Source organism: Streptomyces sp. NPDC102451, from assembly GCF_044765485.1.
In the GTDB taxonomy this organism is placed as follows: domain Bacteria; phylum Actinomycetota; class Actinomycetes; order Streptomycetales; family Streptomycetaceae; genus Streptomyces.
Genome location: NZ_JBIWKD010000012.1, coordinates 1 through 24,924, shown reverse-complemented (window position 1 = coordinate 24,924; position 24,924 = coordinate 1). Strand labels below are relative to the sequence as shown.

General features: G+C 71.4%; 21 protein-coding genes. 9 read left to right on the top strand and 12 right to left on the bottom strand.

Annotation, left to right across the window (positions count from 1 at the left end; genetic code table 11):
- Positions 1–1,551, bottom strand: coding sequence for an ATP-binding protein (locus ACIRD8_RS24625; RefSeq protein WP_403995408.1), 1,551 nt, complete (start codon positions 1,549–1,551; stop codon positions 1–3).
- A 577-nt stretch (positions 1,552–2,128) separates the two neighbouring features.
- Between ACIRD8_RS24625 and ACIRD8_RS24620 the strand changes: the two genes are divergently transcribed.
- A complete protein-coding gene (locus ACIRD8_RS24620; protein WP_403995405.1) occupies positions 2,129–2,572 on the top strand; it encodes an SRPBCC family protein in 444 nt (147 codons plus the stop codon).
- 46 nt (positions 2,573–2,618) lie between these two features.
- Positions 2,619–3,005 carry a VOC family protein gene (locus ACIRD8_RS24615; protein WP_403995402.1) on the top strand — a complete coding sequence of 129 codons (387 nt, stop codon included), beginning with the start codon at positions 2,619–2,621 and terminating at the stop codon, positions 3,003–3,005.
- Here ACIRD8_RS24615 and bla read toward each other — a convergent pair.
- Positions 2,993–3,958, bottom strand: a complete 966-nt coding sequence (gene bla / locus ACIRD8_RS24610) for a class A beta-lactamase (RefSeq protein WP_403995399.1) — start codon at positions 3,956–3,958, stop codon at positions 2,993–2,995. The genes ACIRD8_RS24615 and bla overlap by 13 nt on opposite strands.
- A gap of 253 nt (positions 3,959–4,211) precedes the next feature.
- On the opposite strand from bla, the gene ACIRD8_RS24605 reads away from it, so the two are divergent.
- From ACIRD8_RS24605 to ACIRD8_RS24585, 5 genes are all read left to right on the top strand, one after another.
- Positions 4,212–4,979 carry a class I SAM-dependent methyltransferase gene (locus tag ACIRD8_RS24605; RefSeq protein WP_403995397.1) on the top strand — a complete coding sequence of 256 codons (768 nt, stop codon included), beginning with the start codon at positions 4,212–4,214 and terminating at the stop codon, positions 4,977–4,979.
- Positions 4,980–5,050: 71 nt separating this feature from the next.
- The gene (locus tag ACIRD8_RS24600) at positions 5,051–5,464 is read left to right on the top strand and encodes a thiol-disulfide oxidoreductase DCC family protein (RefSeq protein ID WP_403995394.1); all 414 of its coding nucleotides are present in this window, start codon (positions 5,051–5,053) and stop codon (positions 5,462–5,464) included.
- A gap of 213 nt (positions 5,465–5,677) precedes the next feature.
- Positions 5,678–6,127, top strand: coding sequence for a spore-associated protein (locus ACIRD8_RS24595; RefSeq protein ID WP_403995391.1), 450 nt, complete (start codon positions 5,678–5,680; stop codon positions 6,125–6,127).
- A gap of 343 nt (positions 6,128–6,470) precedes the next feature.
- Positions 6,471–8,609 carry an FUSC family protein gene (locus ACIRD8_RS24590; RefSeq protein WP_403995388.1) on the top strand — a complete coding sequence of 713 codons (2,139 nt, stop codon included), beginning with the start codon at positions 6,471–6,473 and terminating at the stop codon, positions 8,607–8,609.
- Between the two features lie 141 nt (positions 8,610–8,750).
- On the top strand, positions 8,751–9,527 hold the full coding sequence (locus ACIRD8_RS24585; protein WP_403995384.1) for a DUF427 domain-containing protein: 777 nt from the start codon (positions 8,751–8,753) through the stop codon (positions 9,525–9,527).
- Positions 9,528–9,536: 9 nt separating this feature from the next.
- Here ACIRD8_RS24585 and ACIRD8_RS24580 read toward each other — a convergent pair whose 3' ends face one another.
- The 4 genes from ACIRD8_RS24580 to ACIRD8_RS24565 all read right to left on the bottom strand — a co-directional run bounded on the left by ACIRD8_RS24580 (position 9,537) and on the right by ACIRD8_RS24565 (position 15,144).
- Positions 9,537–11,099, bottom strand: coding sequence for a mucoidy inhibitor MuiA family protein (locus tag ACIRD8_RS24580; protein ID WP_403995381.1), 1,563 nt, complete (start codon positions 11,097–11,099; stop codon positions 9,537–9,539).
- Between the two features lie 8 nt (positions 11,100–11,107).
- Positions 11,108–13,153: a DUF4139 domain-containing protein gene (locus ACIRD8_RS24575; protein WP_403995379.1), complete on the bottom strand. Its 2,046-nt coding sequence runs from the start codon at positions 13,151–13,153 to the stop codon at positions 11,108–11,110.
- A gap of 87 nt (positions 13,154–13,240) precedes the next feature.
- Positions 13,241–13,816 (bottom strand): RNA 2',3'-cyclic phosphodiesterase, encoded by a 576-nt coding sequence (thpR, locus tag ACIRD8_RS24570; RefSeq protein WP_403995376.1) that lies wholly within the window; start codon positions 13,814–13,816, stop codon positions 13,241–13,243.
- 107 nt (positions 13,817–13,923) lie between these two features.
- A complete protein-coding gene (locus tag ACIRD8_RS24565) occupies positions 13,924–15,144 on the bottom strand; it encodes an alginate lyase family protein (RefSeq protein ID WP_403995374.1) in 1,221 nt (406 codons plus the stop codon).
- Between the two features lie 284 nt (positions 15,145–15,428).
- On the opposite strand from ACIRD8_RS24565, the gene ACIRD8_RS24560 reads away from it, so the two are divergent.
- Positions 15,429–16,022 (top strand): secreted protein/lipoprotein, encoded by a 594-nt coding sequence (locus ACIRD8_RS24560; RefSeq protein WP_403995371.1) that lies wholly within the window; start codon positions 15,429–15,431, stop codon positions 16,020–16,022.
- Between the two features lie 63 nt (positions 16,023–16,085).
- Here the strand turns inward: ACIRD8_RS24560 and ACIRD8_RS24555 are convergent, their stop codons facing one another.
- The 3 genes from ACIRD8_RS24555 to ACIRD8_RS24545 form a co-directional block, all read right to left on the bottom strand.
- The gene (locus tag ACIRD8_RS24555) at positions 16,086–18,320 is read right to left on the bottom strand and encodes an FUSC family protein (protein WP_403995368.1); all 2,235 of its coding nucleotides are present in this window, start codon (positions 18,318–18,320) and stop codon (positions 16,086–16,088) included.
- A gap of 207 nt (positions 18,321–18,527) precedes the next feature.
- The gene (locus tag ACIRD8_RS24550) at positions 18,528–19,148 is read right to left on the bottom strand and encodes a dihydrofolate reductase family protein (RefSeq protein ID WP_403995365.1); all 621 of its coding nucleotides are present in this window, start codon (positions 19,146–19,148) and stop codon (positions 18,528–18,530) included.
- 312 nt (positions 19,149–19,460) lie between these two features.
- Entirely contained in the window at positions 19,461–20,918 is a 1,458-nt protein-coding gene (locus ACIRD8_RS24545; protein ID WP_403995362.1) for an amino acid permease, read from the bottom strand.
- Positions 20,919–21,219: 301 nt separating this feature from the next.
- Between ACIRD8_RS24545 and ACIRD8_RS24540 the strand changes: the two genes are divergently transcribed.
- Positions 21,220–21,534: a hypothetical protein gene (locus ACIRD8_RS24540; protein WP_403995360.1), complete on the top strand. Its 315-nt coding sequence runs from the start codon at positions 21,220–21,222 to the stop codon at positions 21,532–21,534.
- A 48-nt stretch (positions 21,535–21,582) separates the two neighbouring features.
- Here ACIRD8_RS24540 and ACIRD8_RS24535 read toward each other — a convergent pair whose 3' ends face one another.
- The 3 genes from ACIRD8_RS24535 to ACIRD8_RS24525 form a co-directional block, all read right to left on the bottom strand.
- Positions 21,583–22,491, bottom strand: a complete 909-nt coding sequence (locus ACIRD8_RS24535) for an NAD-dependent protein deacetylase (protein ID WP_403995357.1) — start codon at positions 22,489–22,491, stop codon at positions 21,583–21,585.
- A gap of 137 nt (positions 22,492–22,628) precedes the next feature.
- Positions 22,629–24,020, bottom strand: coding sequence for a hypothetical protein (locus ACIRD8_RS24530; protein WP_403995354.1), 1,392 nt, complete (start codon positions 24,018–24,020; stop codon positions 22,629–22,631).
- Between the two features lie 290 nt (positions 24,021–24,310).
- On the bottom strand, positions 24,311–24,700 hold the full coding sequence (locus ACIRD8_RS24525) for a hypothetical protein (RefSeq protein ID WP_403995351.1): 390 nt from the start codon (positions 24,698–24,700) through the stop codon (positions 24,311–24,313).
- Positions 24,701–24,924 lie beyond the last annotated feature (224 nt).

Here is a 24,924-nt window from a genome sequence, read left to right as displayed (position 1 = left end):
TCACTTCTGTCCTTCCGAGGAATCGGGGGATTCGGAGGGGTCGTACGGGGGGTCGTACGAGGCGTGATCCGGGGAAGCGGATTCCGCCGGGGGCGGTGGAGTCCTGCTGCCCTCGAAGAACTGCTCCATCCAGTCGCCGGCGTCCTCGGGCGAACCCGGCGGGGTGACTGCCACCGGCGCCTCTTCCACCGCGGGGACGTATCCGTCACGGCGGGACCGGCGCTGGGGGAGCCGGCGGTGTCCGGCCGGGCCCTCCGCTTCCCGCGAGGGCGGCTCGGCGGCCGGCACCAAGCCGTCCGCGGTCCCCGGTGCGAGGGCGGGAACGGTCGCCTCGGGGGCGGCCTCGGTCCTTACCGGAACGGGCGGGGGAGTGGGAAGCGCCCGTCCCGCCGTCCCGGCGGGCGCGAGCGTCTTCAGGAGCTCCAGCGGTACCAGGATGACCGCACGGACACCCCCGTAAGGCGAAGGCCCCAGATCGACGCCGAGACCGTGACGGTGGGCGAATCGTCCGACGACCGCGAATCCGGTCTGCGGAATCTCACCGACGTCGCCCACGCCCAGCAGACGGCGGCCCGAGACGACCTCACGTGCCTCGGCCAGCCGGTACTCGTCAAGGCCCAGCCCGCCGTCGTCCACCTCGATGACCGCGCCCCGCTGCACCGTACGGACCGTGACCGGCACGCTGGTCCTCGGCGGCGAGTACTCCGTCGCATTGGCCAGCAGCTCCGCGATCAGGTGGATCAGGGGCTCGACCACCGACGCGGTGATCCCGACATCAGGATCGCCGGTGACCTCCACACGCTTGAACGAAACGATCCGGCCCGAAGCCGCCCGCACCACATCGACCAGTGCCAGAGGCTTCTGCCACTGCTGCCCCGGCCATTCGCCGCACAGCACCTTGAGGCTCTGAGCATGCCGGGCCTGCTGCGTCGCCGCATGGTCCACCTGCATGGTGGCCTCGAGGAGATCCGAGTCGGACGGGTGGCGTTCCGCCACACCCGAGACCGTCGCCTGGATCCGGTGCGCCGAGGTCTGGACCCGGCTCGCCAGCTCGACCAGCGCGATGCGCTGCGACTCCTCGCGGTTGTCGACGACCTCGGACACATCGGCGAGCAGCCGTTCGTACCACTTGGCGAGTTCGAGAGCCAAAGGCTCCCCGGCCTCCGGGGACTCGGGGATCTCACCCCGGCCGAGCGCGGCCGGGACCCGCTCCGCCACGAGGAACTCCGCTTCCTGCAACGCGGCCTCCGCCTGCGTGCGTACGTAGGCGTGCCAGTCCGCATCACGGCGCGCGGCCTCTGCCTCGCGCTCACGTATCTCGGCGCGCAGCCGGGCGGCCTCGGCCACGGAGGCCAGATGCTGCCGCCGCAAGGGTATGAGGACGGCGAAGGCGAGCAGGAACGCCGCGGCAAAGGCCACTGCCGCACCTGTGCCGAGACCGGCGACCGGCACGACCGCCGCCGCGAGCGCGACGAAGACGACGACGAGAGCAACCGCCCACAGGCTGCTGCTCCTGCGGGGTGTGACGGGGGATGTGGGGGGACGAGCCATGGAAGACCTTCGAGTCGGTGATAAGTCGGTGCCCGTGGGCTGCGGGGCGTCGGACATCAGGCGACGTGCGGAGAGGGGAGGACCGGACGACCGGCGACGTGGGGCTGCGCGGTCCTGGACGGCCCGCAGGCGTCGCCCCGGTTCGACATCGTGTACATGAGAGGAACCACTCCTGCACCAGAGGTTGTTCAAAGATCGTATCTCCCTCATGGCCAAGCGGAAGCTACGAGCGCAGCCAACTCAACTGATCTACACCGCACTTGGACATGGTCCACCACAGGTCACCGCATATGCAGATCTAGTTGTGCGTGCCGGGAACGCCCTGGGTCGCTCGAAAGGGGAACGGGCCGGCCGGCGCTGTCCTCGGCCCCGCCCGTGACCTGCGCGGTCGACCGCGCATCCGGACCGGGCCGGCCGTGGCGGGCGCCGGCCCGCCCGCCACGGCCGAAGGCACCCGATTGCCCGCCGGACACGCCCGTCCGGCTGCCGAGCGGCCGCGGAGCACGGATCCTGGGAGTCAGCGTCACCCAGGGTGTGCCACGCCGCGTGCCGCGCCCGTCGTACGAGAGGAAACGTCATGGCCCGGTTCGAGGCGACGGTCGACATCGACCGTCCGATCGCAGAGGTGTTCGCATTCCTGGCGGACGGCGAGAACGACAGGAAGTTCAGCCCACGTGTCCAGGACATCGCCAAGTCCCCGGCCGGGCCGACCGCCGTGGGCACCGTGTTCCGCAGCACGGTGAAGGACGCGGGCATGACGACCCGGCGTGAATTCCGGATCAGCGATCTCACCGCTCCGACGCGCATCCGCTGGAACGAACTCTCGACGAACCTCGTGACGGCCCGGGAAGGCGGCTACGACCTGGAGCCCCTGGCGGACGGCCGAACGCGTGTGCGTCTCTTCAACCATCTGGAGGGCCACGGCCTGGGCAAGCTCCTCGTCGGGTTCGCCGCCGCAGCCGCACGGAAGGACGCCCCCGACTTCGGGCAGAGGATCAAAGCCGCCGTGGAGGCCTCCTGACCGGGGTGCGCAGCCACCTGGCACCGCTCCGCGTAGGGTCGAAGCCATGGTGCATGTATTGAGCAGCAGGGTATTGCTGAGGCCCGCCGACCCGGAGGCCTCCCGCGCCTTCTACGGACGGACGCTCGGGCTGCCCGTCTACAGGGAGTTCGGCACCGGACCCGAGCGCGGAACGGTGTACTTCCTCGGCGGAGGCTTCCTCGAGGTGTCCGGGCGTTCGGACGTACCACCGACCGGGACTCTGCAGCTCTGGATGCAGGTCGCCGACTGTGCGGCCGCACACGAGGAGGTGGCGGCCCGCGGTGCAGTGGTCCTGCGCCCGCCGCTCCAGGAACCCTGGGGGCTGATCGAGATGTGGCTCGCCGATCCGGACGGCCACCGCATCGTGCTGACCGAGGTGCCCGCCGACCATCCGCTCCGCTACCGCCCCTGAGCGCCCTTGCGGGCGGACAGCTCCTGGGCGAAGGCGTTGAGCGCGACGCGGGCCGCCTCCGCGACGAGCGCGTCCTGCGGCTCCGCGCCCCGGGCGTCGCGGCGGGAGAGCACGGCCACGGTGATCGGCGCGGAGCCCGGCGGCCGGACGACCGCGATGTCGTTGCGCGTGCCGTAGCCGCCCGTGCCGGTCTTGTCGCCCACCACCCACCCGGCCGGAGCACCCGCACGGATGAGCGCGTCGCCGGTGGTGTTGCGTTCGAGCCAGTCGGTCAGCACGGCCCGCTCGTCCGTACCGAGAGTGCTGCCGAGCGCATAGGCGCGCAGACCGGCAGTCAGGGCGCGAGGCGTACTGGTGTCACGGTGATCACCGGGCGCGGCCTCGCTCAGATCCGGCTCGTAGCGGTCGCACCGCGTGGTGCGGTCACCGAGGGTGACGAGCGCCTCCTGCAGGCCACGCGGGCCACCGAGCTCGTGGAAGAGGAGATTGGCGGCGGCGTTGTCGCTGTAGCGGACGGCGGCATCGCACAGTTCGCGGAGAGTGAGCCCCTTGTCCACGTGCTGCTCGGTGATCGGTGAGTTGGCGACGAGATCATCAGGGCCGTACCGGACGCGCCGGTCGAGTTGCTGGAGCGTGTACCTGTCCAGCAGGGCACCGGCCAGGAGAGCCTTGCAGGTCGAGGCGTAGGCGAAGCGCTCGTCGGGGCGGTGGGTGACGGACAGGCCGCTGCCGGTGTCGACCGCGTACACGCCGAGCCGGGCGTCGAACTTCCGCTCCAGCTCCTCGAAAGCCCGGTCCCTCCGGTGTGCGGCCTCCTCGGACCGGGAGGGCGCTGCCCCGGAGGGAGCCGGCGGCGCGGCGTCAGGTGCCGCCGCGCCGCACCCGGCGAGCGGAAGGACCACGAGGCCGGCCAGCGCGGAGAGCGCGGCACGGCGGGGGAGAGGGGTGGGCACGTGAGTGACGGCTTCCTGGGTCCGAGGGGGCTGCCGCGCATCCGTCCGCGGATCCGCCCCGGCCGGCTCGGACGTCCGGGGGCGTGGGACACGGCCGACAGCGTTCTGGCGCTCCAGCCTAGGACGAGTGGCTCCGTTCTCCACCGAGGCGCGGATCGTGTCGTCGCCGGACTGCCGGTGGACGTCCGGTCAGCAGGCGGGTCGCGGCACCGCCGTGCCGTGACGGGGAACGGGCCGTGCCAGGATGCTCGACATGTCTGCGCGCGCACGGAGCTTCGGAGCAATGGCGGTGGCGTACGAACGGTTTCGGCCCGGGTACTCCGTGGAGCTCTTCGACCTGGTGACGGCATACGCGGGCCGGCCGGCTCGGACCGCCCTCGAAATCGGCGCGGGCACGGGAAAGGCGACCCGGCTGTTCGCCCGGCAGGGTGTCACGGTCACCGCCACCGAGCCGGACGGCGCCATGCTCGCCGAACTGCGCAAACATGTGCCGGCGCACGTCAGGACGGTGCGCGCCGCGTTCGAGGACCTGCGGTCCGACGCGACGTACGGGCTGGTCTACGCGGCAGCGGCGCTGCACTGGACGGCTCCGGAGGGCCGGTGGTCACGCATGGCCGCGCTGCTGGAGCCCGGTGGGGTGTTCGCCTCGTTCGGCGGGCCGGTCCAGTTGGCCGATCCGGCTGTGGAGGAGGCTGTCCGCGCGGCCCGCGCACCGTTCCTGGAGAGTGACAGCATCCCGTCGCCGGACGGGACACCTCCGGGGCACGCCATGCAGTGGCCGGGTACGGAGCTCCAGCGGTCCGAGTGGTTCACCGATGTCCGGCAGTCCAAGATCGAACGGCGCATGACCATGAGTGCTCTCGACTACGTCGGCCAGCTCTCGACCATCTCGGCCTATCTCGTACTGCCGGCCAGGGAACGGGAGCAGGTCTTCGGCCGGATCATGCGCGTTCTGCCGGAGACGGTCGAGATCGATGCCGATCTCACCGTCCATCTCGCGCGTCGCTGCCCCGAGCCGTAGAACGTCTGCTCCGCTCCCGCGGTACCCGGCCCGCGGATGTCAGGGCTGGGTCTCTACGGCATGATGAGGTCATGCGAACGCGACCTGTACTCGTCTACGACGGAGACTGCGCGTTCTGCACCTCCTCCGTGATCTTCGCAGAACGCCATGTCGGGCCGGACTGCGAGATCACCCCGTGGCAGTTCGCGGAGACGGACTCCCTCGGGTTCACGCGGGAGCGAGCGGAGTACGAGCTGTTGTGGATCACGCCGGCCGGAGTGATCCACGGCGGCGCGCAGGCGGTCGCCAAGCTGCTGCTGAACGCCGGAAGGGGCTGGGCCGTCCTGGGGGCACTGCTCACTCTGCCTCCGCTGCGCTGGATCGCTCACGGTGTCTACCGGCTCATCGCCGACAACCGCGAGCGGATGCCGGGCGGTACGCCTGCCTGCGCCCTTCCCGCAGACCGCCGGCCGAGCACCCGGACGACTTCGCACACCGCGCGCTGAGCGCCGGCCGGCCCGGCGGGCCGCTGCGCGATGCCGGAAGCGCACAGGCGCCGAGCGAGGGCCAACGCGCGCACCACGCACCCGAAGACGGCCGGGACACGGCCCGCGCGCCGCGCCGTTCCGTACCTCTGCGTAGATGTGATGCAACCATCAGTCCCCCTCGCGGGTCACATCAAGTGGGAGTAACCGCTCTCAGGGACACAAGGGGGAAATATGCGAATCATGCGTAATGTCGCGGCTGTCGGGGCCGTAACAGCGTTGGCGGTCGGCGGCACGGTCGCGTTCGGCGCGACGGCCTCCGCCGCACCGAACGTCACGCCGCAGGGTGTCTGCGGCAAGGCGTACAAGACCGTGAACTCCGTGCCGGTCGGCTCGCTGGGCACCGTCTACCTGACGTACAACTCGGCCAACGGCAAGAACTGCGTTGCGACCATCCGCACCAACCCGGGCTCGGCCAAGCCCATGTCCACCTACATCTACGTCCCCGCGACCGACGCGTGGGCCGGCGACGACGGGAACTTCACCTCGTACGCGGGACCGGGCTACGTGTACGGCAAGGGCTACTGCGTGAGCTGGGGCGGGAGCATCGCCAACGTGTACGTCTCGGTGGAGAACTCCAACTGCGCCGCACTGAAGGAGCAGCGGGTCACCGAGATCCGCTGATCCCGCCTCGGCGCCTTCAGCTCACGCTCACAGGTACGGGCGTGCTTCCCTCTGAGCCGCAGCGGGGGAGCCGTCCCGTCCTTCCGGAAGCGGCGGGCCCGGCAGGAACGTCCGCCGGGCCCGCCGCCACGCGCGGCCGCCTCTCCTTCCCGGGCGCACCGCCTCCGGCACGGCGAGCGAGCGGTTCGGCGCCGGTCGACAATGGCGGCAGGCAGCCGGAGCCATGAGCGCGGCCGGAGGTTCCTCACCGGGAGAGGGGTGCGCGGCATGAGAACCAGCCACCGCCCGTACGCCGCGCCCGCGCCCAGCAGCGCGGAAGGCCGGGCGTGAAGGGGGCACGGGCGTGACCTCCGCCGGCCGGAGGGCGACGATCCTGCGCAGATCCCTCCGCATCACCGTCGCGGCAAGCATCGGCTTCTACCCGCTCCTGTACGCCGCCGAACGGCCGGTCGCAGCGCTCTACGCACTCTTCGCACCCATCGCTCTCGGCCTGCTCGCCGCCATCCCCGGATCCGGTCGTGGACAAGCCCTCGCCGTACTGCGTGTGCTGCCCCCGGCACTGGTCCTGGCCACCCTGGGGACCCTGCTCGCGGTGGACACCTGGGCAGCGACCGGCGGCATGCTCATGGTCGGCTTCCTGCTGGCGTTCGCCGCGGTGGCCGGCCCACGGCCGGCGGGCGCCGCCCCGGGCCTGCAGCTCTTCTACATCCTCGCCTGTTTCCCGCCCTACGCCCCGGACTCGCTGGGGGAGCGGCTGACGGGACTTACCGTGGGAATCCTCCTTCTCGCGGCCTCCCAGATCCTGCTGCCCGACCCCTCCGTCCCCGCCTACCGTGAACGGCTCGCGAGCGCCCTCGGGACTGCCGCCCGCGGCGCCGCCACCGCCGAAGTGCCGCCGGAGGACCTGCGCGAGGCGGGCGCGAGGATGCGGCTCTCACGTCTCCCGCCGTCGGCCCGCCCCGCCGGTGCGGGCAGGACGGACCGCGCACTGGACCAGGCAGGCCGCGCGGTACGCCGGCTCCTGGACCAGCTGGCAACCCTCGCCGAGCTCACACCGGGAGCCGTCGGCCCGGCGTCGGCCACCCTCCTCGGACAGGTCGCGACGGTGTGCGACGCCTGCGCGCACTCGCTGCGCACAGGGCTCCCCCCGCCGGCCCCCGGAACGCTGGAGCGGGCGATGCGCGGATTCCAGTCGGAACGCATCCGCCTGGCCTCCGGCAAGCCCGCCCCAGGCGCTCCACCGTCCACGCCGGCACCGCCCGGCCGTACGCCCCTGACCGACGTACTGCGACGGCAGTCACGGGTGCTGGCGCTCGCCGAATCGGCACGGATCGTGGAAGTCGCCGTCGACATCGCGGCGAACGGCAGGCCCGAGGACCCGCCCACCCCGCGCGACCTCTTCTGGTACGCGGAGCTCTCCACCCCGAGGCTGTGGGCGCGGCGGGTCCTCGGAAACGTGACGCTGCGGTCGGTGCTCTTCCAGAACGCCGTCCGGATCGCGCTCGGCCTCGCGGCCGCCAGGCTGGTCGCCGGATCCCTCGACCTGGCCCACGGGTTCTGGGTCCTGCTCGCCGTGCTGACCCTCGGGCGTACGACCGTGGGTGCCGCCTGGAAGGCGGTCCGCCCGGCCCTGGCCGGCAACGCGGCCGGGGCGCTGGTGGCGGGAGCCCTCCTGATCGGACTCGGCTCGCACACCGACGCGTACGCCGCACTGCTGGCCCCCGCCATGCTCGTGGGGTTCTCCCTGGGGCCGCTGCTGGGGATCGCGTACACGCAGGGGCTGTTCACCCTGGTCGTGGCGACCGCGTTCGCCCAGCTGGCGCCGGTCACCTGGCGGTTGTCCGAGGCCCGGATGGTGGACGTCGCCACCGGGAGCGTGATCGGCCTCCTGTGCGGACTCCTGGCCTGGCCGGCCGGGGCCCGACGCGAGGTCGTCCGCGCCATGGCCGGGTTGCTACGGACCTGCGGCGGGCTGGTACCGCCCACCACGGAGGAACTGCTCACCCCCTCGCCCGCGCCGCGGGCTTCACCGCAGACCTTGCCGAGCGTGCACCGGCTACGCCTCGCCGAGGCGGCGTACGTCCAGTACCGGAGCGAGTCCGGGACCGCCTCGGAAGACGCCGGCCCCGACTGGCACGCGGTGCTCATCGTCGCCGACCACATGCTCATGGGCGCCTATCGACTGCCCCGCTTCGGTCTCCGGCCCGGCACCGGTCCGCCGAACCCCTCAGCCGCCTGGGCCCGCGCCTCCGCGGCCGGCCTCGAACGGGAGGCCGACCGGATCGCCTCCCTGCTCACCGGGGACCACCCGCTCCCCAGGACGCCTCCCGTGCCCGGACCGGAACGCTGCTCGCCGGCATCGCTCTCCGTCGACCTCGAGGTGTGGATGACCAGCCTCAGCCACCAGTTCAGCCGGCTCGAGGCCTCGGTGGTCCAGGAAGGCGACGGCCAGGGCCCCCCGGGGCATCGGCGGGGCGGTTAGCGGGGCACACGCTCAAGATGCCGTCACTCGCGCATTGAGTAGCATTTCGGTGGGAGGGGGGAGCCCCGGGCCACGGCGTGAGACCCCCTTCGCCCCAGCTCCGGGACGCACCGTGAACGAGTGGGACCGAGGTGACGACCGATGGCGGACGAGAGCGTTCAGTACCCGGGTCCCCTCACGCCTGTCGGGCATGTCGAGCCCGTGCCCCGGCGCATCCGGGGCACGATCGGCGGCCGCCTCGCCTTCGACACCCGTCGCGCTCTCTACGTGTGGGAATGGCCCCCGTACCCCCAATTCAGCATCCCGGCCTCCGACTTGGTCGACGGCGTACTCACCGACGATCACCAGGTCCGGACACTGGGAGCATGGACCGCGCGACGGCATACGCTCCAGGTCGGATCCGAGGTCCGTGAGGGCGCTGCCTGGATCTGGGACGACGACGCCCCAGCCCCTCTGCGCGGCACCATACGTTTCGAGTGGGAGGCGCTGGACTTCTGGTTCGAGGAGGACGAGCCCGTCTTCGTCCACCCGAGGAGCCCGTACTCCCGGGTCGACGCGCTGCGTTCCACCAGCAGCGTTCGCGTGGAGCTGGACGGCGTCGTGCTGGCGGAGGCGCCCAACTGCGTCAAGCTGTTCGAGACCGGCCTGCCCACCCGCTACTACCTCGACCGCACGCGCGTCGACTGGGCCCGGCTGCGTCCCTCCGACACGGTGACCCGCTGCCCGTACAAGGGCACCACGACCGGCTACTGGTCGTTCGACGGGGACCTCGCCGTACACGAGGACATCGCCTGGGCGTACGACTTCCCGACGATCCAGGTCAACCGAATCGCCGGCCTGGTCGCGTTCTACAACGAGCACGTCGACCTCCACGTCGACGGCACGCCGCTGCCGCGGCCCTCCCGAACGGGCCCGTAGAGCAGCGGCTCAGAGCCCGGTGACCTTGGCGCTCGCCGAAAGCTCGTAGACGAAGGTGACCGTTCGGTGGCCGTCGGGTGGGAGTGTGACGTCCCAGCGGGCGATGCCTTCGGCGTCGACCGTGCCGGGCTCGGGGGAGCAGGACTCCCCGCGCAGGCGCACCTCCACGGCCGAGACCTCGGAGACCGGAAGCCGCTCCCGAAGCGTGACCACCCGGTCCTCCAGCTCCCCGGGCGCGGAGAACCGGGACAGGTGCAGCCGGACCGTGCGGGTGATGACGGTCCGCTGGGTGATTCCGGCCGTGTCCCGCGTCTCCTCGGAATGCCGGACCACCCGGTGGTCGTCACAACTGCCGAAGGCGAGCTCGACCGGGGCGCCGGGCGCGGTGAAGTCCAGCGTTCCACGGCCGGCGAATCCGCTGCCGCGGACCAGGTCCACGGGCCCGGCGAGCAGCGCATGGCCGGCCAGGTTGTCGAACCGTACGACCCGGGTGACCAGAGGAGACAGCTCGGGCGAACAGGCGTACTCACTGCGTGCGGCGGTGGTGAAGGTGGACAGCGGCACGCGGTGCGCGCGTCCGTCAGCGGGCACGGAGACCCGCGCGGGGGACCGCAGCACCCGTACCTCGCCGCCGTCGTCCACCCCCGGCAGGCCGACGACCGGAGCCGGACCGAGGTTCCCGATCTCCTCCTCGCGCAGCTCGACGCCGACTGTGCGGCGCTCCTCGGCCGAGCGGTCCATGAGGGTCAGCCGGTCCTCGCCCAGGTGCGGTGGTTCGGTCGCCAGTGCGGACCGCGCCGTCGACAACGTCAGCCGTACGTCCGACCAGTCCTCTCCCGTGCGCTGCCAGACCATCGCGTCCGTCTCCAGCGTCAGGGAGCCGCCGTCGAGCACCGCCCGGTAGGCGGGCCGCCACAGCGCGCACGAGGTGAGGTGACTCAGCCGCAGCCCGACCGGGCCGGCGACCGAGGCCTCCACGGTCAGTTCGACATGGCCGACGAGTTCGGCGGGCTCCTCCTCCGATGCGTGGACGGCTCGCTCGGTCTGCCCGAGCTCATCGGAGAGGGCGGCCAGCGCGGCCTCCACGGTGCGCAACTGCTCACCGCACGAGGCCCGTTCGTCGTCGACCCGGTCCAGTTCGGCGGTCCAGCGGGCGCTGTCCGTCTCACCCGTGCCGGCTCCCTCGCCGATTTCCCGCAGCAGATCGGCGGCGAGCCGGCCGAGCAGCTCCCCGCGGGCCTGCAGCCGGTCGCGCCGCTGCTCCAGGGAGAGTTGCTCACCCCGGAGGGTGTGCACCCGCAGGCGCAGAGCGGAGTCGTCCCCGGCGTGAGGTACCGGCCCGCGCGGCGTCCAACTGCGGGTGAACCGGACGTCGAGCACGGTCGCCGGGTGATCGGCCGACAGCTCGGCATGGAGGGTCCGGTCGACGGCCAGCGCGCTGACGGGGCCGAGACGCAGCCGCTGGACCCCTGCCTCCAGGTCGAGTACGACGGCACGCTCGACGTGTGCGCGATCCTCCAGACAGGTCACCGCGGTGACGGGGAGGGCGATCGGCTTCGGAGTCGTGGTCATGGCGTGTGTCAGCTCCTGCGGTTGCCGCCGACGAGGGCCTTGCCGGCCGGCATTCGGATCTCGTAGCCGCCGTCCAGCACGGCGGTGCCCCCGGCGGGCAGGTCCACCCGCCAGACGCGGGTGCCCAATGCGTGACGATCGGGCCCCGGACCCTCCCCGGGTGCCGTCCAGTCGGCCCGCTCCTCGATCCGGACATCCGGTTCGGAGGTGACGGGCACCCGCTCGCGGACCTCGAGGGCGACGGGCCCGCCGAGCCGGTTGGCCAGTTCCACATGGACGCGGTGGTCGAGCACGGTGGTGCTGTTGCGCAGACCCGAGGTGGACTCATGAACACTCGTACGGCGGACGACCTGGATGCCCTCGGCGGGCCCGAGTCCCACCCGGCGTACGCCGCCCGGGGCGAGTGTGGGCAGGGCGGCGGTCAGCAGGAAGTCGTCGTCGACGGTGACTTCCACCGGGCCGGCGAGGAGGGCCTGATCGGTGGTGTTGGAGAGCACCAGCGTCGCGTACACGGTCTGTTCCACGGACGGTACGCAGAGGTACTCGGTGTGCATGCCGACGCCGATCTCGCCGACGGTGACGGTGTGCCAGGTGCCGTCCGAAGGGATGTCCGCGCGGGCGGCCGTGTCGAAGCGGTGGTCGAACGAACCTGCCGACTCCCGGGGCCGTACCGCATGTCCGGGCAGTGGCAGCGCGGCCACCGATTCGGCACGGCGCCGGTACTCGGCCGCCACCGGATCGAAGGGGGCGCCGGGGAACAGCCTCCCCCTGCGGCCTCCCTGCTCGTCGGGGCCGCACAGGACGAGAGCGGCGTAGTCGAGCTCGGCGCCGCTCGGCTGCGGAGAACCGGAGGCCGGAGCCGGGGGCGCCGCGGCTCCGGGGGCCGCGGGTGCCATGGCGGCGGGAGCCGGGGAGAATCCTGCACCGCGCCCGCCGCCCGTACGGGCCCGGGCCGACTGCGCCGGGGCGGGCACCTGGCCGGCGAAGAGCTCAGGAGCTGCGCCGCCCGCTGCCGGCAGCGCAGCAGCCGGGGGCGCGCCGTAAGCCGGCGGAGGCGGCGGCGGAGGTGGCGGAAGTGCCCCGGCCGGGGCGGCGACGGGCACGGGTGCCGTGGCAGGGCCTGGAGGCGCCGCGTCGTACCCGGTGAACAGATCGGCGAGACCTGCCGGGGGTTCGCGCCAACCAGAAGGTGCCGAGGCGGGCTGACGGCGTCCGATCCGGAGCGAGCGGAGCCTCGGCAGGCCGGTCCCGCGCCGCAGGTCCGCCGTGGCCAGGCCGACGGCCACGCCGGTCCAGTCCTCGCCGGTGCGCTGGGCCACCGAGGCCCGCAGCACCAGCCGGCCGCTGCGCTCGCCCTGACGGTAGGTGAGCCGGTAGGCCGGCGCCCAGAGGGCACCCGGAACCCCGTACTCGAGCGCGATCTCCACCTCGGCCCCCGGGTCGTCGGCGCCGGACACGTCGACGGTCAGGACAGCCGAGACGGTGGTCTCCACGTGCGCCGACGGCATGTCGGTGGACGAGCGGGCGAGCTCGTCCAGGGCGACATCGCGTTCGTGCTCGGCGGTACGCAGCTCCTCCTCCAGCTCGACGAGGCGGGTGTGAAGTCCCGTCAGCCGCTCGTCCACGAAGCCGCCGAGCTCCAGCCACGCGTCGACCGGGGTACGACGGTGTCCGTCCTCACGCCTGCGGGCCGGCGGGACGGGGCGCAGAGACCTGACCTCCTCGATGAGACTCAGCTGGTGGTCCCGGCGCCCTCGCGCCGCCGCGCACTCCTCGCGCAGCCGCTCGACCCGGCTCAGCAGCCCGTCGGGCGCGGGCGTAGTGAGCGGCTCGGCCTCGACCTCCACCCGGGCCTCGCTGACACGTACCCCGTGGGCGCCCTGAACGCGGGCCCGCAGCGAACCAGGGTCCAGCGAGCGGGGCAGCCCGGTGACCCGCACCCTGCCGTCCGGCGGGACGCTGCCCCGGGTGAGGCGGCGGCAGACCGCGCCCTGCTCGTACACCACCACGGAGTCGAGGCTCGACTCCCACTTCTGAACCGTCTCGACCGTCATGCGTGCGCCCCCCGTCGGTGCCGGGTCCAGTTTATGCACGGCGTGTCCCCGCCGCCCCGGCCGGTGGCGGGGACGCCCGCACGGGCCTCACCCGAGGGGCCAGGCCTCGATGTCGCGGTAGTGGATCGGGCCACGGCTGCGGCCGGCGTTGCTGCCGACCAGGTGGAGACGTCCGGCGGGCCACCGGAGGCCGGTGAACCCGGTGAACCCTTCGGCGATCTCGGCAGCCGAGGTCCGGTCCCCACGGCGGGCACGGGCCAGTGTCAGGTGGGGCCGCAGAGGCCGTTCCACGAAGGCGACACCACAGCCCTTGACGGCGGAACGCACGTCGGCGGCGAGCATGTGCAGTTCGTCGAGGTCCCCCTCGATCCCGCTCCACAGCACCCGGTCGTCGAAGACACCGCTGCCGCGCAGCGCCAGAGAGGGGGGCCGATGGTCGGCTGCGAGGCCGGCGAGCGGCCGGTGCAGGAGCGGAACGGTTTCGGCCGGAAGCTCCCCGAGGAACGCCAGGGTGATGTGCCAGTCCTCGATGCGGTTCCACCGCATCTGAGGGTGCGTGTCGTAAGCGGGGCGCAGCTCCCGCGCCAGTTCTTCCTTCGCGTGGTCGGGCGGGGCGAGGGCGATGAAGACGCGAACGGTCGCGGGCTGGGTCTGTTCGTTCACACAGCACTTCGTACAGCATCCGGCCGGTCGGGCGATGGACGGGGGGGAGCACCCCCCGCGGTGCCGTCGTGGACCGCGGAGGGGCGACACCGGCCGTCACGGCCGTCTCAGTTCGGGTTGTCGCCGTGCGTCAGCGTCTCCCAGGCCACGAAGAGGTTGTTGCTGCCGGCCGGACGGTTCCGCTCGGTCAGCCGCTGGGTGTTGGTCATCGCGGTGCCCAGACGATTGTGCAGGGCGTTGTAGCCGACCTCGGTGACCGGGCCGAGGCCCGTGTGCAGCGTTCCGCCGCACAGCCAGCCCGGGGCGGGCTCGCCGAGCTCGTACTTGGACTGGAAGCCGAGCGCCTGCCGCAGCCGCTCGCCCACGTCCGTACCGTAGAGGTCCTGGCCCTGGATCCGGCTGGTCTCGGCGATGTGGGCGATGGCCGAGATGCCGTAACCGGTGTGCGTGAAGTCGCGGCAGGTCTCCTGGGTGAGTCCGGTGACGAAGGTGGACTGCCCCTGCCAGTAGTTGACGATCTTCGCTGTGGTGTCGAGGTTCTGGCTCGGCACCGTCCTGGGCACGGCGCCGTCGGAGGCGAGGTACACGTACGCGGCCGTACGCGTCCGGAACTTCGCCATGGCCTTGTCGTAGGACGTCCTGTCGTCGAGGAAGACGGAGATGCCGACGGCGGCCTCCATCATCGACAGCTCCCAGTTGCCGTTGGAGTTGGAGCCGTTGATTATCTTGGGCAGATAGACGTCGCGCAGCATGGTCGCGAAGCGACCCGAGTTGGACCACGTCCCCGTGTAGGTGTGCTTGATGATCTCGGCCGCCTTCGGCCAGGAGGAGCCGGCCCAGCCGGTCTGCAGCGGGGCGTTGCTGTTGGTGTGGTCCTTGATCACCGCTGACCAGGCGTCCATCAGCTCGATCGACTTCTTCGCGTACCGCTCGTCGCGTGTGATGTACCAGGCGAGCGCGTTGGTGTACGCGGCTATCGCGTCCTCACGTTCGTCCGTGCAGCCGTAGTTGGGGTTCGAGTAGGAGCCGCACTCGACGGTCGCGCGGGGCTTGGCGGCGCGGTTCGGATCGGCGTACTTGCTCGCCATCATCTGGTCGTACGCGCCCTTCCAGGGCTGAGCGCCGGCGTTGACCCTGCCGCGGGTGAAGTCCAGCTGTCCCCCGGAGACGGTGACTCCGGGGTGCGCGAAGGCGGCGGGGGCGGCCTCGGCGTGCTGGCTGCCGGGCAGGGCGAGGAAGCCGGCCACCAGGGCGGCGGTCGCGGCGGCGGCGGTGACCAGGAGCGCCGGGCGCCGTCCGGTGCGGTGCGATGCGGAGATGTCAGGCATGTGGGGGGCCATCCGTTCGTGTATGTGAACGATGCACTGGATGTTGAACACGTGCGCTGACCGGTGACCATAGGTACAGACCAGAACCCAGTCAAGACCCCGCAGTGGATCCGCAACTCAACTGCCGTTCATGGATGCAAACTTGGAGAAGGGTGGCGAAGGAAGCGGGGAGTTCCGCCGTGCGAGCGGTGACCCGACGAGGGCGGACGTCGTTGTTCCGCTGACCGATATCGCACGGCTGGTTTGGGGTAATGATGGTGACGGCTCGGCAGAAGTGTTCCCGGGTGGGCGTCACGCTCCGCTGCGGTGCTGCGACGTTCGTTCTCGTGCTCGCCGGCTGCGGCGGCGGTGGCGGTGAGCACGACAAGGGCGACGCGAAGCCGTCCGCGGGCGCTTACGCGGCGGCTGCGACCACCGGCCCCGGCGCACCGGTGTCCTCGGCGGCGCACCCACCATCGGCGCCCGACGAGGCCGAGGCCCAGGTCCTGAAGGTGTACGACTCGATGTGGGCGGAGCAGATGAAGGCGTACCGTGCCGCCTCGGCCGAGGGGACGGACCTGAAGCTGTACATGGCCCCCGACGCGTTGGGCGCCGTCGAGGCGGACCTGGACCGTATGAACAAGGAGCGTACGCAGATGCGTGGTGACCTCCGGCATGCACCGGAGGTCACCACGCTCGCCCTCGGAGCGCGGCCGCCCACGGCGACGGTGAGGGACTGCGTGGACTCCTCGAGGTGGCAGACCCTCGACACGACGACGGGCTGGCGCCTCCCGCCGCCTGCCGGTCAGCCGGTGAGATACGTGGTCACCGCGAAGGCGGAGCACGGGGAGCGGTGGACGGTCACCGAGTACGCCGCGGACAGGACCCGCCCCTGCTAGGACCCCGACGTGCACCGGGCGGCGGACGGGCGGGGCGACCGCGCCCGGCCCTGCGGAGTCCCCTCAGCCGCGTACGGCCTTCGCGTCGGTGCGCTCGGCGACCGGTACGTCCAGGGGTCGGGCGAGCCCGACCACCCCTTCGTCGAGACGCTGCAGATGACGCAGCACGCGGAAGGTCACCGTGCCGGAAGGCTCGGTGCCGGATCCGTCGTCCCGCAGCGTCGAGGCGATACTGGCACCGGACTCGACCTCTCCCCGGCCCCCCTCGTCCTCGACGTACGCGGCGAGCACCTCGATGTTGTGGGCGATGCGCTGCCCTGCCCGGTGGAGCCGGGGGTCCGCCGCGATGGTCTTGCTGTGCGGCACGAGCTCGGCCGTCGCCGCGAGCGAACGGGCGTGGTAGGCGCACGTCTCCAGGAGCGCCACCAGATAGCGCACGGTCCGGCGCCGGCCGCGCAGCGGGGTGATCGGGTACGTCAACGGGCCGGTGGAGTCCCGCAGTTCGTCAAGGGCCGTGTCCAGACCGCGTGCCTTGCTGAGCAGATCGGAGGCGGGCCCGCCGCTGAGCTGCTCCACCGCAGCCGACGCGACGTCCCCCAGCCGTTCCAGGACGGTCCCCAGCAGCTCGTCGGTGCGGCGGTCGGTGCGCACCGGCAGCACCAGGACGGCGGCGATGACGCCGCACGCGGCGCCGATCGCGGTCTCCTCGATGCGGAGCACCAACACGTCGGAGCTGTACGAGTTCAGCAAGGTGTACAGCAGGCCCAGCATGGCCGTGACGAAGAAGGACATGACCGCGTACGACAGCGGAGCGGTGAAGAACATCGCGAAGATGAAGACGAGCACCAGCGCGAACGAGACCCAGGTGTGGTCACCGACCAGCCCGGCCAGAGCGACTCCGGCGACGGCGCCGAGAAGGGTGCCCAGGAGCCGCCGGTATCCCTTGATCAGGATCTCACCGGTGGAAGCGGTGTTGAGGAAGACCACCCAGCACGTGAGAACGGCCCAGTACCAGCGTTGGTCCGAGAGGAGCTCACCGCCGATCATGGCCAGCACCGAACCCACCGAGACCTGGAACGCCGCCCTCGTGGTGGGGCGCCGCAGCCCGGCCGGGTCCTCGTCCTCGGGCGTCTCGGAGGAGGCGAGCGCGATGTCCTCCGCGTCGAACTCCTCGCGGGAACGGGTGGTGGCCGGGGAGTCGTCGGACTCGTCCTGAGGACCGTCCAGCGCGAGCCGCAGCCCCAGGACGGCCCGGGCGGCCTCACCGATTCCGCGGAACGCGTCCTGGATGCCCGAGGGCGCGGCCGGAAGCCTCTCCTCGTCGCGGTAGCCGAGCAGCCTGTTGCGTATGTGGGCCACCGCCGTGCCCCCGTCGAGCGACGCGGGCCGGCTCACCAGGAGGTGCAGGGCCTTGAGGTCCCGGCGCAGGGCGATGGTCGCGTCGTCCTCGGCCGGCCTCCAGTCCCCGGTGAGCGGCACCGGCGCGTGCGGCAGATGAAGGGTCAGGGTGTCCGCGCGCTCCACACTGCGGGCGTTCAGCAGGAGCATGCCCAGTCGCTCCGTGGCGATCTCGGCGTCCGCGACCCGGCGTTGGACCAGCGCCGCCTTGTCGGCGTCCTCGGTGCCCTCCTCCAGGCGGCCCTGGATCATCAGCGCGGCTTCGTGCAGCCGCGCCGTACGCAGCCGCATGTCGTCGAGCACCTTCTCCAACTGCCCGGGACCGGCGTCGAGCAGCTCGATCTGCACGGAGACGAGCTGGGCCAGACGCATCCGGAAGGCGTCGCGCAGCCGTGTCAGAACGCGTTGGGGTGTCTCCGGGACGACGCCGAACCGCACCACCGCGCTGCAGCCGAACCCGACGGCCAGGGCCAGATACAGCGCCGGCAGGGCGGGCGGCGCGGCACCGACGAACAGGGCGAGGAAATAGATCTGGAAGCCGATGAGCCCGAGCGCGGTGGCGCGCTCGCCGAACCGCCGGAAGTAGACGGCACCGAAGATGAGAACCACGAAGAACAGGTCCCCAGCGACGACCCGGGAGTTCAGCAGAGCGGCCAGCGACATGGCGGCCAGCGCGACCGGCAGACCCAGGGCGAGCGTCACCGCCTGGTCGCGTACCAGCTTGTCCTTGATGGCGAAGGTGGCCGTCATCGCGGTCATCGCACCGGTGACCATGTGGGAGACGTCGGTGCCCAGCAGGGCCAGAACCACCAGGGTGAGCGCGATCGCCGCGACCGTCCGTAGCCCCGCAGTGAGGCGCAGCAGCCCCGGATCGGACGCCGCGAACCGATCCCACACCATGGCCCCGCCCCGCCGCCGCACTGCCCTCACCCTGCACTTTCTTCCGTTACCAGCCCTGATCCACGTGCCGTTCAGCATCGCACGGCGGGCAACCCGAGGACGAACGGCCTGGGCCGGACCGGAACCGACGGACGGCGATGACGAGGTCTGCCCGGGTGGGGGAGTGGCGACGGACCGGCGTTCGTGCGACCGCGCCGCGACCAGCTCTCAGGACCGCACGCGATAGGTCACATGGGTAACGGAGTTCGCTGCTCGCGACTCCACCTGCTCGAGATCCATGGGTGGCACGCCGTCGAACAGCCGCGTGCCCGCGCCGAGCGTGAACGGCACGATGTGCAGCCGCAGCTCGTCGATCGAGCCTGCGGCGAGGTACTGGTTGATGGTGGTCGCGCCCCCGTGCACCGACACGTCGAGGTCCCCGGCCGCCTCGCGAGCCTGCCGCAGCGCGTCCTCGATGCCACCGGTGACGAAGTGGAACGTGGTGCCGCCGTCCATCGGCTGCGGGTCGCGCGCATGGTGGGTGAGCACGAAGACCGGTGCGTGGTACGGCGGATCGTCGCCCCACCAGCCGTTCCACCGCCGATCCCACGCACCGCGTACGGGACCGAACATGTTGCGCCCCATGATGAAGGCGCCGACCGTCTCCAGCCGGTCGAGCTCGGCCTGCCGCCGCTCGGGGGTCTCGAACATCCAGGAGTGCAGCCGGTCACCCCAGCCGTCGCCGGCGTCGTCGCCGAACGGGCGCTGCTCGGACTGGTGGAGCCCGGCCGAGTACCCGTCGACCGAGATCGAGAGATCGCAGGTTACCCGGCCCGAATGTGTGGTCACTGTGCCGTCCTCCTCGGTGGTGGCGGTCCTCCGTCGCCGTCGCGCCGATCCGTGCGCCACGGGGCTGACCGCCCTGGGGCCCGGGAACTCATCGCACGCGATCCCACACGATCACGGTTCGGTGACCCGGGACAACGCGTGACGGGGGTTCGGGTGACGGCCCCTTGGCCTGCTCATGGACCCGGCGCCCGGCGCCCGGCCGCGAACGCACTCGGCAAGCACCACGCGGCGCGTGCGGCCCCCACACCCGCAGGCAGGGAGCCGCACACGGTTCAGCGCGGACGGCGGCTGCCGGAGCCGCTGCGAGAGGGATCAGGCGTCCTGCCTGGCCCGCCCCATCTCGTGCACCCGGCCGCGTACGAGGAACCAGCCGCCGACCAGCGCGGCCGCGATCAGCGGCAGGAGCATCACGGTCGTCCGTCCCACCCCGCCGCCCCACCACATCAGGAACGCCACGCCCGCGAGAAACAGCAGCGTGACGATCTGGGTGTACGGAGCCCAGGGAAGGCGGTAGGCGGGCCTCGTGACCAGGCCGTTCTGCGAGCGGTGCCAGAACAGCAGGGAACAGAGCATGATCATTCCCCATGTCCCCAGGATCCCGATCGACGCGAAGTTCAGCACGATCTCGAATGCCTGCCCGGGCACCACGTAGTTCAGCCCGACGCCCAGCACCCCGAAACCCGCGGTCAGCAGAATGCCGCCGTAGGGAACCTGCCCCTTGTTCATCAGCCCGGTGAAGCGGGGCGCGGAACCCGACAGAGCCATGGACCGCAGGATGCGGCCGGTGGAGTAGAGGCCGGAGTTCAGGCTGGACAGAGCGGCGGTCAGCACGACCAGGTTCATCACGCCGGCCGCACCCGGTACGCCGAGCTTGTCCATGACGGTGACGAACGGGCTCTGGTCCCCGGAGTAGGCGGTGTAGGGCAGCAGCAGCGCCAGCAACACCACCGAGCCGACGTAGAACAGTCCCACCCGCCACATGATGGAGTTGATCGCACGCGGCATGATCTTCTCGGGGTGCTCGGTCTCACCGGCGGCGACACCGCACAGCTCGACGGACGCATAGGCGAAGACGACACCTTGGATCACGAGCAGCATCGGAAGCGTGCCGACGGGAAAGACGCCCGTGTCCGAGACCGTGGACAGGCCCGGGGTGTGGCCGTCCACCGGATGCTGGGTGACGACGAGGAAGATCCCGATCAGCATGAAGGCGACCAGGGCCGCCACCTTGATGATCGCGAACCAGAACTCCATCTCGCCGAAGTACTTCACCGAGATGAGATTGGCCGTGAGCACCACGGCGAGGGCGATCAACGCGAGGATCCACTGCGGGATATCGCTGAACATGCCCCAGAAATGGGCGTATGTCGCTGCCGCGGTGATGTCGGCGATGGCAGTGGTCGACCAGTTGAGGAAATACAGCCAGCCGGCCGCGAATGCGCCCTTCTCACCCATGAACTCACGGGCGTAGGAGACGAAGGCGCCGGACGACGGGCGGTAGAGGATCAGCTCACCCAGCGCGCGTACGACGAAGAACGCGAACACGCCGCAGACGGCGTACGCGATGGCGAGCGAGGGGCCGGCGTCGGCGAGACGGCCGCCCGCACCCAGGAAGAGCCCGGTGCCGATCGCGCCGCCGATGGCGATCATGTTGATGTGGCGGGACTTGAGGTCCTTGCTGTAACCGGCATCGCCGGCGTCCACGTGGGGGGAGCTCGCCGGTGCGTCAGCGGCGAGCTGACCGGCTGCTGTGATGCTGCCGTCACTCATGGAGGGGGTTCGCCTTTGTGAGGGGAAGATGGCCGGTCCCGGCCGGGCCCGTGGGGGTGGCACCCGGCGATGGCTCGAAGGCGCATGATCAGGAACCCTGTGATTCTGGCAGCGCACCCTGCCTTACGAAAACAAATCTGAGGTATTTTAGAGGTTTCGGCACAGCAAAGTAAGCGAGGTCTCTCGTGGGGCAGGGTGTGGCCTGCGGGGCGGCCTCTTCACCGCCGCGTGCGCGCACGGTACGAGGGATGTCATGATCATGCAGGCGTCCGGCGTGGGTCCGGCGCACGGGGGAGGGACCATGCCGCTCTACATCGTCGTTCCCGTGGTTGTGCTGGCGTTGCTCATCGCTGCCTCCGGTGTGGCAGCCGTCTCCCACGGCTGGGTGCTCCCCACGAACCGGCGACCGGTCCGCCGCCCGCGCCTCTACGGCTGGGCCCAGCTGATCGTTTCCTTCGCCCTGTGCTGGCAGATGGTCTTCCTGCTGGTTCTCAGCGACTCCGATACCCGCCGGTGGGGGACCCTGGCCGGCAGCGCACTGCTGCTGACCGGTCTCGTCGCGATGACGGTGAGCCATGGCAGGGGCGGTGATCGCCAGGGCGGCGGCACGCCCTGAGCGATGTGTGCTCAGCAGGGACGGGCGCGGCCGGTGCTGCCGGTCACCTCAGACGGACCCAGCTGCGGCTTCGCCATCGAGGGGGACGCCCAGCCGGCCGGCCACGGTGGTGAGAGCCGCACCCAGCGGCAGCGCGACGCGGGTGACAGCATGACGGTCCCCTCGGGTCGGGTCCTGGTTGACGATCAGCACCGGCTTTCCGGCCTGGGCCGCCTGCCGGACGAACCGGAGCCCGGACATCACTGTCAGTGAGGAGCCCAGGACCAGCACCGAGGCCGCCTCGCGGACCAGTTCGCGACAGTGCTCGACCCGCCCTGGGGGCACGGATTCGCCGAAGAACACCACGTCCGGTTTCAGGACGCCGCCGCAGACCGTGCAGGGCAGCACGCGGAAGTCCCCGACCTGTTCGTCGGTGAGGTCGGCGTCACCGTCCGGGTTGATCCCGGCGGCCACCGGCCTGAAATCCGCATTGGCCTCCTCCAGCCGCCGCGCGAGCTCGCGGCGCGGGCTGAAGACACCGCAGGAGAGGCAGACGACCCGGTCCAGGCTTCCGTGGAGTTCCACGACGTCCTCGCTGCCGGCGGCCTGGTGCAGACTGTCGACGTTCTGGGTGATCACACCCGAGAGCCGGCCGTGCCGTGCGAACGCGGCCACCGCACGATGCCCGGCATTGGGGCGGGCACGGCCGAAGGTACGCCAGCCGAGGTGGCTGCGCGCCCAGTAACGGCGCCGGGCCTGCGCGCCGGCGGTGAAGTCCTGGTAGGTCATCGGGGTGTGCCGGCTCAGGCTGCCGCCCTCGCCCCGGTAGTCCGGGATGCCCGACTCCGTGGAGATGCCGGCCCCGCTGAGGACGAGCACACCGCCGGTGTCCAGGGCCTCGGCGATCGGCTCCAGGTCAGTGGTGCCCGGAGGCAGGCCTTCCGTGGGAATCCAGCTCAGAGTGGGGCGCGTACGCATGCTCCCAGGGTACGGAACACTGCGACTGTCTCGGCCGTACTGTTCCCGGCCGGCGTGCGGGGACGAGCGGAGGCGAGGCATGGGAGGCCGGCCGGGGTGTGCGGAAGTCCGGAGCGGACCGGGCTCCGGCTCGGGGCTCAGTCGCCGCCGCAGCTCGACCCGCAACTGGTGCCACAGCCACCCCCGTTGTGCCGGTTGCCGGAGTCGTTCCCGCGCCCCCTGGCCGACGAGCCGCGCGGTGGGTTCCTGCGGCGCTCCTCCGCCTCGCGCTGCGCCTCCCGGTGGCGCTCCGCTCTCTCCCGGCCCTCGCGGAGCCGCTCACGCTGCCGAGCAGGGCCGTCCGCCGGTTCCCACGGGCCCAGCCCGTGGCGGCGGTCCGGGCGGAGCGGGACAGTGGTCACGGTCGCGTACATCCGCCCCATCTCCTGGTGGCGGTGGTATTCGGCGCAGGCGTATTCGAGGACGACTTCGTCGCCCTCCGTGGGGGTGCCGTACAGGACCGCTTCGAAGGGCTCGTGCTTCGGGTCGATGTCGTGGTGCCCGTTCCCCACCCCGTACGCCGAGCTGCTGCCCAGGAGCCGCGTCCCGGCGCTGGTGTCGCTCTTGCGGGGAACGTAGGCGATCAGGGGGGCTGCCGTGCGGGTGAGGGCGTCCGCGCACACCCAGTGGCGTCCGTCCGCCCTGGCGCGCACGCCCACGACCAGGGCCGGCTGGGGTTCCCCGTGCAGTCGTCGGGCCGCACGGTGGGCGAGCTGGCCCCGGCCGTAGAAGGTCGAACCGGCGACAAGGAGCACCAGTCCGATGCCCTGCTGCCCGACCGCGTCGTAGGCGACGCCGGACGCGGTCGGTTCCCCGAACAGGCCGTCGGTGAGGATGGCTGCGGCGACCAGACAGAGCGCCAGTCCGAGGTAGACCTGCTGGTGGCCGCGGTGGCCGTCCGATTCCGGGGTGCCTTCGGGCAGCGGGAAGCGGCGATCTCCCGCAGCGGCGAGGGCCAGGGCCCGCTGCCGGCGTCGGGCCCGCAGCCGCAGGCAGCCTCCTGCGAACGCGACGGCGCAGGCGGCGAGGACGACCAGCCACCCGGCCCTCGCAGCATGGTCCACGTCGCCGGGCCGGGCCAGTGTCAGAACCGCTTCCACAACGACGAACACAGCCGCCGGTACGGCCGCGAACGGAACGTACCGATACCAGAGCGGCAGGGCGGTCAGCAGGATCAGACCCGGATACCTCAGCCAGTCCGTCCCACCCCCGGGCCCGCTGTGCCAGGCCGCGGACGCGGACGAGAGCCCGAACAGCAGGACGTACGCCGCCGCCACCAGGACGGCCAGGACCCAGCCGCCCACGACCGGGGCGAGAACGGTCGGGACCGCCGCCTTCCGCCACCGTTCGGCGTCGGCCACGGCCCAGGTGGCGACGCCGCCTCCGGACACGGACCGGGAGGCGACACCGTTCCCGGTCACGGACCAGGTGCCGACGCCGTCTTCGGGCAGAGTCCCGGTCGGCAGATGCTTGATGTGATACGCCGTCACCGAACCACCGCCGTGCGCCATCGTATGCCCATCCCGCACGTCCCCCCACGCTCGGTCCCCCGTGCATTCCCGGCCAGTCTGCCCGCGACGGTCCTCCGCCCAACGCGCTTGAGCGCGTTCCGGCCAAGCCTTTCCGGTCCGTAACGGCGCGCTCACCGCCTGCCACCATCCCATGGCGTCGCCGTTTCGGCCAAGGGCGGTGATCGACCAGGCGCTCCAGGAGCGCCCGGAGGCCGGTATCCGCAGTCCGACGGACCTCACGAGATGCTCTGGAGCGGGCGACGTAACCCTCAGCCTCGGAAGTACCGCATGACCGCGTCGTCGAACTCGTCGGTCCAGTCCAGGGATTTCGGCGGCTCATAGCCGGCCGCCCGCACATGCTCGACGAACTCGGTCGGTATCTCCAGCTGCTGTTGCGCCAGATATTCGATGGAGTCGACCCGCCAGACCCAGAGGCCGTCCGAGTGCAGCGACGGACCGCCGGGGATCAACCGCTGCTCGTCGAAGAGATGCGGGGTGCCCTCCATGACGTCGATCACGCCGGGGCCCTTTCGGAGGTACTTGAGCACGGCTTCACGATCCGGAATGTGCTGCGCGGCCACCGACTCGTAGACCGAAGGCAGATGGTCGAGTCCGCCCTCGTACATCTCCCGGTAGATTCCTACCGTCTTCAGCTCCATCGCTGACCCCTGGATCCGGTGACTGCCGACCGGCATGTCTCTTGGCTTCGAACCTACGTGTGTTCCGGCCCAGTTCGCTTTGCGCCGACCTGAGTTCAAGACCAGGCCCCGAAGTCTGATCGGGCTTAGAGGGCGTTAAGTCCGTTTCTGGTAGCGGCCGCGTCCGGGCTGTTCGAGGAGTCCCTGGCGGACGAGTCTTCCCAGGCGGGAACGGGTGACGTTGA